Here is a 12,212-nt window from a genome sequence, read left to right as displayed (position 1 = left end):
AAGAGAGTAAATATTATAAAAACAAGTTTTTTCATTCAACTAAACATTCGCATTAATCGACATTAAATACTTTTTCGGTGTTGTTCCGAATTTCTTTTTGAATGCGGCTATAAAATGACTTCCCGTGCTGTAGCCAATTTTCAATCCTACTTCGTTTACATTATAAGAACCGCTGTCTAATAGTTTTCTAGCGAAATCCATTTTGTAATCGAATAAGAAACCGTAAACCGTATCGCCATAAATTTGTTTGAAACCCATTTTTAGCTTTTTCAAATTCAAACCAATTTCATCTGCCAATTCTTGCAATCCTGGCGGTTCGGCCATATTGGCGATTACAATTTCTTTGGCTTTTCTGATTTTTAAAACATTGTCTTCGTCAATTAAAAACGGACATTGTTCTGCATTCGGGTCTTCGGTTCTGTTGAAATACAAACTCAACAATTCGTATCCTTTTCCTTTGTAATAAAGGTTTTTTATCGAAGGATGAAGATTATAATGAAATAACTGACTCAACACAATCGCCATCGACGGACTGATATTTCCTTCGTTATAATACTTCTTGTCTTTATTGTCTGGACTTAAAAAAGTAATATAATCGGCTTCGGCAGAAAACAACGCGTGAAATTTCTTGATGGAAACAATTACTGAAATCGCCCACGAGTTTGGAGCAAGTTCTAAATTAAGCGGTAATTCTTTCTGCGGATTGTATAAAAGCAACGATTTTTCTTCTTTCAATTCTAAAGCATAAGTGCCTTGATTGAACAAGAATTTTGCATTCCCTTTTATCCCGAAGTGAAACTGTATCAGACCAGTACCTATAATTTCGTGTTGTGCATGAAATGGTTCGGCACCGTCGTTTTGAAAACGGATCAGCGTAAAGTCGTCTTCAATTTTTATAATTTCTTGAGAACCCATAGCGATATTTTTTTGAAACGAAAATCAAAACAAAGTTCAAATCTTATTTAGAATCACTCTAAACTAATCCTTTCTAATGAGTTGATTTTGCTACAAAAGTAGTCCTTTTTACTCAAAAACACCTATTTAGGTTCAAAAAAACATACAGCGACATAAAAAGTACTTTTAGCGTTATTTTTATCAATGCTATAGTAATAATTTTGTTGCACTTTTATGAAAGTGAATTTATGGAAAACAATAACGTACCGAAACATCTTTATTTTTACTCAGTTGGTCTGAGTTATAAAAAAGCGGATGCCGAGGTAAGAGGCCAATTTAGTTTGGATGCAGTTGCGAAGACTCGCCTGCTGGAACAAGCTAAAAGCGAAGGAATAGAAAGCTTAATTGTAACTTCAACCTGCAACAGAACCGAGATTTATGGTTTTGCAGAACATCCGTTTCAATTAATAAAACTTATCTGCGACAACAGTAATGGTTCTGTTGACGCTTTTCAGAAAGTTGGTTTCGTTTACAAAAATCAAGAAGCAATCAATCACTTATTTCGCGTAGGAACTGGTTTAGACAGTCAGATTTTAGGTGATTTCGAAATTATATCTCAAATTAAAACCAGTTTCATTCATTCTAAATCTTTAGGTTTAGCAAATGCTTTTATGGAAAGACTGGTAAATGCGGTTATTCAAGCTAGCAAAAGAATTAAAACTGAAACTGAAATCAGTTCTGGTGCAACTTCGGTTTCTTTTGCATCGGTACAATACATTCTTAAAAATGTAGAAGACATCAGCAACAAAAACATTTTACTTTTCGGAACTGGAAAAATTGGAAGAAATACGTGTGAGAATTTAGTAAAACACACTAAAAACGAACACATCACTTTAATAAACCGTACTAAAGACAAAGCAGAGAAATTAGCAGGAAAATTAAATTTGATTGTTAAAGATTACTCTGAATTGCATTTAGAACTTCAAAAAGCCGATGTTGTGGTTGTTGCAACTGGCGCACAAAATCCAACTGTTGACAAAGCGATTTTAAATCTGAAAAAACCTTTATTGATTTTGGATTTATCAATTCCGAAAAACGTTAATGAAAACGTTGAGGACTTAGAAGGCGTAACTTTAATCCACATGGATTATTTGTCTCAATTGACAGATGAAACTTTGGAAAACAGAAAATTACACATTCCGGCAGCCGAAGCGATCATCGAAGAAATCAAAGAAGAATTTGTTACTTGGATGAAAGGAAGAAAATTTGCTCCGACAATTAATGCTTTAAAAGAAAAACTAAACGCTATTAAAGCTTCGGAATTAGATTTTCAAAGTAAAAAAATTGCCGATTTTAATGAAGAGCAAGCTGAAATCATCAGCAATCGAATCATTCAAAAAATCACTACACATTTCGCAAATCATTTAAAAGACGACAGCACCATGGTCGATGAAAGCATCGAATGGATCGAAAAAGTCTTCAAAATAAAAGCATCTTAGTTTAAAATTTAAACCATATAAGTTATATAAGTTCATTTAAAAACTGTGTTTTACCCAAACCTCTTAAATTAATTATATAACTTATATGGTTCAAAAATAAAAAACAAGTTATGTTAGTTTGATTTAAAAGTATGTTTTCCCAAACTGCTTAAATTTACTTATATAACTTATATGGTTCAAAAAATAAAACATGGCTGAAAAAACAATCAGAATAGGAACGCGTGACAGCGAATTAGCACTTTGGCAGGCACATACTGTAGAGAAAAAACTAAACGATTTAGGTTATAAAACCTCAATTGTTGCGGTAAAATCTCAAGGTGATATTATTCTGGATAAACCTCTTTACGAACTTGGTATTACGGGAATCTTCACGAAGACTTTAGACATTGCCATGATTAATGGCGATATTGATATTGCGGTGCATTCTATGAAAGATGTTCCAACGGCTTTACCAAAAGGAATCGTTCAAGGAGCAGTTTTGGCAAGAGCCAATGTTTTAGATATTTTAGTCCATAAAGGAAATCCTGATTTCACAAATCCAAGTACCATTGCAACCGGAAGTCTGCGTCGCCAGGCACAATGGTTCAATAAATATCCCAATCATACTGTAGTTGATTTACGCGGAAACGTAAATACGCGTATGCAGAAGTTACAAGATAACAACTGGGACGGAGCTGTTTTTGCTGCTGCAGGTTTGGAAAGAATTAATCTAAAACCTGAGAATTTCATCAACTTAGATTGGATGATTCCTGCGCCGGCACAAGGAGCGATGTTGGTTGTGGGAATGGAAAATGACAATTATACTTTGGATGCGCTTTCTCAGTTAAATGATATTGAAACTGAAATTTGCACACACATCGAACGTCAGTTTTTAAGAACGCTTGAAGGCGGATGTACTGCACCAATTGGAGCTTTGGTTACATATAATGAAGACGAAGACACATTGCATTTTCAAGGTGTTTTGCTTTCTATCGATGGAAAACAAAAACTGGAAATTGACAAAACTGTTGATATTTCGGAATGGAAAAAACTAGGTTTCAACTCGGCTCAGGAGATTTTGAATAATGGCGGAACGGAATTAATGCAGCAAATCAAAGAATCCCTGAAAAAGTAATGGCAAACCGAGTTCAAATAGTATCTACAAAAATATTATCTCCTCTTCATAAACAAGAGTTAATGAAATATGGCGTTGAATTAATCGAAGCCGATTTCATTAAAACCGAAAACAAACCTTTCGAATTAAAGGACCTCAACGAAAATCTTATTTTCACCAGTCAAAATGCTGTTCATAGTATTTTATCACATCCAGATTCAGAGCAATTAAAGAAAAAAAACGTGTATTGCGTTGGATCAAAAACCAAAACGCTTTTAAGCGATAATGGCTTTAATGTCGTGGCTCATACAGGTTATGCTGCCGATTTGGCTGAAATTATCACATTGATTTATGGAAGTGAGAGTTATACTTTTTTCAGCGGTAATATGAGAAGAGATACTTTACCAGAAGCTTTAAAAGAAAACGGAATTAAATTCAACGAAATTGAGGTTTATGAAACTACACTTCAACCTCAGAAATTAAAAGCAAATCCAGAAGCGATTTTGTTTTTTAGTCCGTCTGGCGTTAAAAGTTATCTGAAACACAACACCATAAATAAGCAAATTTGTTTCTGCATTGGCGATACTACCGCAGAAGCTTTAATAAAAATCACCAAAAACATTATCGTCGCAGATCAGCCTACAATCGAGGATGTGATCGAAGATGTAATTCACGAATATAAATAAGAACCTTTGCAACTTTGTCACTTTGAGACTTTGCAACTAAAATAAAAAACATGTTAAAAAACGACCTATTTTTAAAAGCATTAAAAGGAGAAACAGTTCAGCGTCCACCAGTATGGATGATGCGTCAAGCGGGAAGATATTTGCCAGAATTTAGAGCACTTCGTGATAAATATGATTTTTTTACACGTTGCGAAACTCCAGAATTAGCTGCAGAAATTACCGTTCAACCAATTCGTAGAATTGCTCCAGATGCTGCGATTTTATTCTCAGATATTTTAGTTGTGCCACGAGCAATGGGAATTCATGTAGAATTGAAAGATAATTTAGGTCCGATTATTCCAGATCCAATTCGTACCATGGAACAAGTAAACCAAGTTTTTGTTCCAGATGTAAATGAAACTTTAGGTTACGTTTTCGACGCAGTGAAATTGACTAAAGAAATGTTGAATGACGAAGTTCCGTTAATTGGTTTCGCAGGTTCGCCTTGGACAATCTTCTGTTATGCTGTTGAAGGAAAAGGCTCTAAAAGTTTTGATACAGCAAAAGGATTCTGTTTTTCAAACCCAGTTGCAGCGCATACTTTATTACAAAAAATCACAGATACGACTATTTTATACTTAAAAGAAAAAGTAAAATCGGGAGTAAATGCTGTTCAGATTTTTGATTCTTGGGGAGGAATGCTTTCTCCAGTTGATTATCAAGAATTTTCATGGAAATACATCAACCAAATTGTGGATGCTTTGGCAGAAATCACACCGGTTATTGTTTTCGGAAAAGGATGCTGGTTTGCTCTTGGCGAAATGGGTAAAAGTAAAGCTTCTGCATTAGGAGTGGACTGGACTTGTTCTGCAAGAAATGCTAGATATTTATCTGGCGGAAACATTACTTTACAAGGAAATTTCGATCCATCAAGATTGCTTTCTCCAATTCCAACAATCAAAAAAATGGTTCATGAAATGATCGACGAGTTTGGAAAAGACAAATATATTGTAAATTTAGGTCACGGAATTTTACCAAATATCCCTGTAGATCACGCAAAAGCGTTTATTGACGCTGTGAAGGAATACGGGCAATAATAGTTTTCAGTATTCAGTCGCAGTTTTCAGTTTGACTGAGACTGGAAACTGCGATTGTAAACTTAAAAACCAAAAAGCCTATGTTTGCCACTTTAAACTTCAACAGAAACTCCCCTTTTTCATTTATTGAATACGGCTTTCAAGCCTATTACGCTTATGTGTTTTTAATGGTTTGGATTCATCCTGAACTTCATCCCGTAAGTTTGATAAATGATTTGGCGATTTTAATGGCTTTTGAGTTTATAATGGTACATTCTGGAGTTTTTATGGCGGTTATGCCTAAAAAGTGGTCTCTATTTATATTTTTTCCGTTGTACGGATTATTTGCGTTTGGTTTTAATGAATCCGTTGTAAACACCAACATTCTATACATTTACCTGCTTACAGTCTTAAACAGAATGCGATTTGCATTTTCAAATGTAAGTCCAGAAGTTCGAATGACACAAATGGGAAAATCTGCTCTAAGAGCCATTTTCTACTTTTTCTTGATACTAGGAGTTTGTATTGCAAATAACATTATCCCTCCATTTGGATTGACACAAGAGTATTTAGAAAAATCTGGTTATTTTCAAACGGTTAAGTCAAGCGGATTGTTTATAGAAAAGCCTTTTGTACCAATTTGTATGGGATTTATCTATTATGCTTTACCTGTTTTATATTTTGTTTATCGAACAATAAAGAAATTTGGTCCAACTTCAAAAGGTAAATTAGTTTATAGTCAAACCACATTCAAATCTAATAAAATGTAATTTATGCTGAATAAAGGTTTAAGAGATGAAGAAAGTATACGAATAGAAAATACTTTAAGAACTTTACATGCATTAATTTTCGTTCCAAAATTTTGGAATGCTGAAGATACAAGTCTTATTGACGAACAGTTAAAAAGCTTCGGTTTAAGTTTACAAAGAACAATTGAAATACCGGAAGATGAATTAATCATTCTCTTGCAAAGATGTCATTTAGATTGGAATCAACAAGAACAGTTTGCAGATATTCTAGTTGGATTATCTCAAGAGAGTCAATTTAATTTTTTAGGTAAAGCACTTGCCATTTATCAATACATTCAAAAAGAAAGCAAAGTATTTTCTTTTGGAATTAACACTAAAATTGCTTCGGCGAAAGCCAAAAAACAATAACAATGAAAGACAAATTTTACGCCTACATACAAAATTTACAAGACCAAATCTGCGCTGGATTAGAAGCGGTTGACGGAACTACAAAATTCCGAGAAGATTTATGGAAACGTCCAGAAGGTGGTGGCGGAAGAACACGTGTTATTGAAAACGGAACTGTTTTCGAAAAAGGCGGTGTCAACATTTCGGCCGTTCACGGAAAACTTCCTGAAACCATGCAGAAAATGTTTGGAGTTGGAGAAGCCGATTTCTTTGCCTGCGGATTAAGTTTGGTGATTCACCCGAAAAGCCCGATGGTTCCTACCGTGCACGCCAATTGGCGATATTTCGAAATGTATGATGAAAACGGAAATGTCATTCAGCAATGGTTTGGAGGCGGACAAGATTTAACACCTTATTATTTGTTTGAAGAAGATGCTGTTCATTTTCATCAGACTTGTAAAACAGCTTGCGACAAACACAATCCAGAATTTTATCCAAAATATAAAAAACAATGCGATTCGTATTTTTGGAATGCACATCGAAATGAAGCTCGTGGACTTGGTGGTTTATTCTTTGACTATTGCAAAGCAAATGAATCAATGTCAATGGAAAATTGGTACGATTTCGTAACCGAAGTCGGGAATAGTTTCCTTCAAGCATATGTTCCGATTGTAGAAAGAAGAAAAAATCTTTCGCACACACCAGAACAAAGAACCTGGCAGGAAATTCGCCGCGGACGTTACGTCGAATTTAATTTGGTTCACGACAAAGGAACTTTATTCGGTTTAAAAACAAACGGAAGAATTGAAAGTATTTTAATGAGTTTGCCACCGCACGTGCAATGGGTTTACGATCATCATCCGGAAGTTGGAAGCGAAGAAGAAAAATTAATCAACGTATTAGCAAATCCGCGTGAGTGGATTTCTTAATCTAAAAATTTTTTAATTTGATATATATGTCGCCCCGCTGGGGCTTCTTTTTTTAGTTGTCGACTCAATTTTCTATAAATATTATGCTCCGCTGGAGCATTTTTTTTGCTTACTATATAAAGGGAATGTATATAAAATATGTTTCGCTCCGCTGGAGCTTTTGCTTTGTCTTGTCTTTCTATTCTATAAATATTTCGTCCCGCTGGGACTTAGCACTTACCTAAAAAGCTCCAGCGGAGTGAAATGTTTATAGAACAAATTTACATCCATTGAAAAAAAGTCCCAGCGGGACGAAATATTTATAGGAATTCAAATCCACATTTTCAAAAAGAGCTCCAGAGGAGCGAAATATCTGTAGAAAAATTCCCCCTCAGGTAGAAAAGCTCCAGCGGAGCGAAATATCTATAGAAACAGTTGACCCCAATTTAAAAAAGCCCCAGCGGGGCGAGATATCTATCTCCAAAAAAACAATATTTATCCTACAAATAAAAAATTATTGATTAGCTTTATCAAACTAACATTCTAAATATGGCAAACACTTATTCTCAATTGTACATTCAACTTGTTTTTGCCGTAAAAGGAAGGCAGAACTTAATTTCAACAAAATGGAAAGATGAAATCTACAAATACATTACAGGAATCATCACAAATCAGAAACAAAAACTAATTGTAATTAATGGAATGCCAGATCATATTCATATCTTAGTTGGAATAAAACCAGACATTTCAATATCAGATTTAGTAAGAGATATTAAAACCAATTCATCAAAATTCATAAATGAACAAAAATGGATTAATGGTAAATTTGAATGGCAGAATGGTTTTGGTGCTTTCTCATACGGTCATTCACAATTGGGAAATGTGATAAAATACATTGAAAATCAGGAAGAGCATCATAAAACAAGAACATTCAAAGAAGAATATATTAAGTTTTTAAAACTATTCAATATTGATTTCAAAAATGAATATCTTTTTGAGGAGGGTTAATTTTTATGTCGCTCCGCTGGAGCTTTATTCATTCGGGCGATTTAATTGCTATAAATATTCTGCTCCGCTGGAGCATTTTAAAATTATTGTTCATGAATTTAAAATTAATTTACGCTACATTCTTCACCAGCATTTTGGGCTGTTTTGCCCAAAACGACACTTTGCAGAATCCGTATTTTAAATCATATGATGAAAAAATTACTGCAAGCATTTATTATTTAGATACTTCCAATAGTTTTGAGATTGCTTCAGATAATCAGGATCCTAAAATATTTGTCAATCTTATTCCTAATCGTCGAGAACAGATTGGTTTCAATTTAAATTATAAAATCATTGATGTTACAATTGGTTTTGCTCCTAAATTTCTGAGCAGAAACAAAGGCGATTCTAATTCGAAACACTTCAATTTCAACACTCGTTTTTATTATAAAAAATGGATGCAGTCTTTCACTTTTATCAATCAAAAAGGATTTTATATTAGCGATGACAATATAACAGCCCAATTACCACGCATGCGAACCACTAAAATCGGTGGATCTACTGCTTATGTTTTCAACGATAAATTTTCTTTTAAAACATTGGTAAGTCAAAACGAATGGCAAACAAAGAGTTCTGGAAGTTTTATTCCGTCCTTTTCATTTTATTATACCAATCTTGATTTAAATACTCCCGATTCGTCTCCTGGAGATATGTATGTATTTACATTGGCTCCTGCCTACTTTTACAATTTTGTAATTAGTGATCGGGTTTTAATTGGTGCTGGAATTGCTTTGGGTGCTGGAATTAATGATATTGACGGAGATACCTCAGCTTTGTATCAAGCCGATTTCAATTTAAAACTAGCTTATAATAAAGATCGCTTTTTTGGTTTTGCCAGCCTCAATACAATAAGCTTTGCGCAAGATGATAAAGTTGATCCAAGATTAAATGATAATATTGCTACTGTAAAACTTTCTGTTGGCTACCGATTTGATCCTCCAAAAAAAGTAAAAGAAGTCTACGATAAAGTCAATAAAAAAATCGGACTTTAAGAAATCTTCAACCTGAATATTGCACCAAGACCAATTAAAATGCTTAAATTACAGAGATTTATACAAACTAAATTTCATAATTATGGCAAATCAGGAACAATTAAATCGAATGCAAACCGGCAAAGGATTTATCGCAGCACTTGATCAAAGTGGCGGTAGTACACCAAAAGCATTATCGCAATATGGCGTTGAAGAAAACAGCTATTCAAATGACGAAGAAATGTACACTCTTGTACATGAAATGAGAACCAGAATTATCAAAAGTCCTGCTTTTGAAAGTGAATATATCCTCGGAGCTATTTTGTTTGAAAACACTATGGACCGTAAAATCGACGGTCAATGGACCGCAGATTATTTATGGGAAAAGAAAAATATAGTTCCGTTTTTAAAAGTAGATAAAGGACTAACTGACCTTGCAAGCGGTGTCCAGCTTATGAAACCAATTCCGAATTTAGATGATTTATTGACTAGAGCCGTAGAGCGAAATATTTTTGGAACTAAAATGCGTTCTGTTATTAAAGAAGCAAATCCTGATGGAATTCGCGATGTTATAGAACAGCAATTCAGAGTCGGGTTACAGATTTTCAATAAAGGACTTATTCCAATTATTGAACCTGAGGTTGATATTTACAGTCCTGACAAAGCAAAATCGGAAGAAATTCTAAAACAGGAAATCAAAAAACAGTTGAATGCTTTGGACAAAGATGTAAAAGTAATGCTGAAGCTATCTATTCCTAATGTAAATGATTTTTACAAAGACTTAATTTCAGATCCGCATGTGGTTCGCGTTGTGGCACTTTCTGGAGGTTATTCGAAAGAAGAAGCCAATGACAAACTCGCACAAAATCACGGATTAATCGCCAGCTTTTCCAGAGCATTATCTGAAAGTCTAAACGCCAAGCAGTCTGATACTGATTTTAATACAGAACTTGCTAACACTATAAAAGCTATTTACAAAGCTTCAATTACTTAAAATCAATTTCTTTTAAATAAAAAAATCCCCGAAACTTCAATTTCGGGGATTTACTTTTTTAACTCGACTCTTATTTTGAAGCCATCATTTCATCAGCTAAATCTAATGTTTGTAAAATGATGTTTTTATTCGATTGCGAAGAGTTTAATTTAAAGACAAACTTAAATTTATTGTCAATTAGTTTTTTTGGTGACTCTATTGCAAAGTCAGAAAACTGATTTGTAATTCTATTGATTCGAACTAAATCGTCTTGTTTCGCATTTTTACCAAAAGATTTTACTGTTTGTGCAATATCCAGCTTTCCATAGATGCTGTTTTTTCCTAAAACTTTCTTAGCATCACCAACAAAAGAACCATTTCCTGTTCTAAAATAATCTTTTGTATTCGCAACAACTACAACATCTTTGTCTTTCAAAATAAAAAGATCTCCATATTCTTTCGCGCCCAAAATCTGGTAATAATCGCCATTTTGCGATAATAGCTTTTTACGAACGCCCAATTGCAAAAGTTTGTCTCCAAATGTCGGATGCGTCGAAGTAAAAATCACAGAAAACAAAGGGACTGATTTCTTCACTTTTTCCTCTGTTATTTTTTCTTCATAATTCTCATCATAACCATATTTTTTGGTCATTACCTCAACATCTTTCATTCCGTATAAAAAAGCGCTTAAATCGCCATCAAAAAGCTTTGCTGTAGCTTCTTCATCCACAATTGTAGAAATTAAATCGGTAATTAACGTTATGTCTTCTTTTAGCAGTTTCGGACTTTGCAACATTTCACCCATTAAAGACGGAAAGTTTTCAAGCGTCGCTTTTGTATTGAAATGATACGACATATATCCCAAAGGTTTTGTTGCTGGGAAATAATTGAAAATATTTTTGTTGATTTTTCTATTGCTTATTTTACTCACAACTTCTGCCATATCTTTAGAATATTCTACAAGTTCTTCAATTCTGGCATTGTCATTATCAAAATAAAAATCAAGATTTATACCTTTTATAAAATTTCCGAAGTTTTTCTGCATTGGAAGATATTTATCCAAACCTCCCAAAACTGCCATTGGATAATTGTACATCGAATACAAACTCGAAATGGCGCCGCCATAATCTACCCAAGTTGAAATATCTGCTGACTCATTTATTTTGGAAGAAGTTGGCGCAATAAAACCATTTTCAAATAAGTTTTTTATAATCTCTTTTTGACTTTCAGCCAATTTTTTATCAAACTCTGCTTGTTGAACTGTGTATTCTTCATACGGATTTCCATCGTACAAAGAATCTTTTTCAGCTTCAGCTGGATCATCAAATATAATTGGATCTGTATTTTTTGAAGCTGGCTCCGCAATTGTTGGCGGATTTTCAATTGTTGGAACTCCATAAGCAGGCACATCAACTACTGTTTCTTCATACGGTTCTGCAACTGCAACAGAATCCATTGCCACAGAAGTTTCGGCAAAATCATAAAATTTAGAAGGAAGTTTTTTAGTCAATTCAAAAACAACCAAATAATTCTCATTCCATACAAATGATCTTTTTACTCCTTTTGGTGTAAAAACAGCATATTTTCCAAAATCTTCAATCGAACCGTTTTTTCCATTTGCATTTTGTTTTTCAACCAGATATTGTCTAACCGCTTCTTTATTTTGAATTGGAATCGTAAATTGATAATACGGAACGCTATCTAAAAAGCTCCCGTGAATGGTAATTTTCTGGTCCATTTTAATAATCGAAGTATATTTTCGAAGATCAAAATCAGGTTTTTTACTAATGTATTTCGTGATAATCGGATGATTCAATACTTCATCAATACTGACTTTTTTAGAAAGCTGATTTCCGTTGAATTGTATAAAATAATCGTGTTTTGCAACATTTTGTCCAAAAGTCAAATAAGTGGCGAATAGTAAAATTAAGGTGTAAAAATGCTTCATAA

At 33.8% G+C, this 12,212-nt stretch carries 12 protein-coding genes; 10 read left to right on the top strand and 2 right to left on the bottom strand.

The window, feature by feature from the left end; translation table 11 throughout:
* Nucleotides 1-39: 39 nt before the first annotated feature.
* Complete coding sequence (locus VGE71_RS20925) at nt 40-915, bottom strand: AraC family transcriptional regulator (protein ID WP_331140050.1); 876 nt, start codon at nt 913-915, stop codon at nt 40-42.
* 227 nt (nt 916-1,142) lie between these two features.
* On the opposite strand from VGE71_RS20925, the gene hemA reads away from it, so the two are divergent.
* From hemA to VGE71_RS20875, 10 genes are all read left to right on the top strand, one after another.
* Nucleotides 1,143-2,393 (top strand): glutamyl-tRNA reductase, encoded by a 1,251-nt coding sequence (gene hemA, locus VGE71_RS20920; protein WP_331140049.1) that lies wholly within the window; start codon nt 1,143-1,145, stop codon nt 2,391-2,393.
* Nucleotides 2,394-2,583: 190 nt separating this feature from the next.
* The gene (gene hemC / locus VGE71_RS20915; RefSeq protein WP_331140048.1) at nt 2,584-3,507 is read left to right on the top strand and encodes a hydroxymethylbilane synthase; all 924 of its coding nucleotides are present in this window, start codon (nt 2,584-2,586) and stop codon (nt 3,505-3,507) included.
* The gene (locus VGE71_RS20910) at nt 3,507-4,172 is read left to right on the top strand and encodes a uroporphyrinogen-III synthase (RefSeq protein ID WP_331140047.1); all 666 of its coding nucleotides are present in this window, start codon (nt 3,507-3,509) and stop codon (nt 4,170-4,172) included. Before hemC ends, VGE71_RS20910 begins: the two co-directional genes overlap by 1 nt.
* Nucleotides 4,173-4,222: 50 nt before the next feature.
* Complete coding sequence (hemE, locus tag VGE71_RS20905; protein WP_331140046.1) at nt 4,223-5,248, top strand: uroporphyrinogen decarboxylase; 1,026 nt, start codon at nt 4,223-4,225, stop codon at nt 5,246-5,248.
* Nucleotides 5,249-5,328: 80 nt separating this feature from the next.
* The gene (locus tag VGE71_RS20900; protein ID WP_331140045.1) at nt 5,329-5,997 is read left to right on the top strand and encodes a hypothetical protein; all 669 of its coding nucleotides are present in this window, start codon (nt 5,329-5,331) and stop codon (nt 5,995-5,997) included.
* Nucleotides 5,998-6,000: 3 nt separating this feature from the next.
* Complete coding sequence (locus VGE71_RS20895) at nt 6,001-6,384, top strand: hypothetical protein (protein WP_331140044.1); 384 nt, start codon at nt 6,001-6,003, stop codon at nt 6,382-6,384.
* Between the two features lie 2 nt (nt 6,385-6,386).
* Entirely contained in the window at nt 6,387-7,292 is a 906-nt protein-coding gene (gene hemF / locus VGE71_RS20890; protein ID WP_331140043.1) for an oxygen-dependent coproporphyrinogen oxidase, read from the top strand.
* 528 nt (nt 7,293-7,820) lie between these two features.
* The gene (tnpA, locus tag VGE71_RS20885; RefSeq protein ID WP_331140042.1) at nt 7,821-8,279 is read left to right on the top strand and encodes an IS200/IS605 family transposase; all 459 of its coding nucleotides are present in this window, start codon (nt 7,821-7,823) and stop codon (nt 8,277-8,279) included.
* Between the two features lie 92 nt (nt 8,280-8,371).
* Nucleotides 8,372-9,310, top strand: coding sequence for a DUF4421 family protein (locus VGE71_RS20880; RefSeq protein ID WP_331140041.1), 939 nt, complete (start codon nt 8,372-8,374; stop codon nt 9,308-9,310).
* 82 nt (nt 9,311-9,392) lie between these two features.
* On the top strand, nt 9,393-10,283 hold the full coding sequence (locus tag VGE71_RS20875) for a fructose bisphosphate aldolase (RefSeq protein WP_331140040.1): 891 nt from the start codon (nt 9,393-9,395) through the stop codon (nt 10,281-10,283).
* A 70-nt stretch (nt 10,284-10,353) separates the two neighbouring features.
* Here the strand turns inward: VGE71_RS20875 and VGE71_RS20870 are convergent, their stop codons facing one another.
* Complete coding sequence (locus tag VGE71_RS20870) at nt 10,354-12,210, bottom strand: hypothetical protein (protein ID WP_331140039.1); 1,857 nt, start codon at nt 12,208-12,210, stop codon at nt 10,354-10,356.
* Nucleotides 12,211-12,212: the final 2 nt, after the last annotated feature.

It is taken from the genome of Flavobacterium sp., assembly GCF_036405015.1.
Lineage (GTDB): Bacteria > Bacteroidota > Bacteroidia > Flavobacteriales > Flavobacteriaceae > Flavobacterium.
The sequence above is the reverse complement of the archived record's forward strand: the minus strand, read 5'-3'. Positions and strand labels throughout refer to the sequence as shown.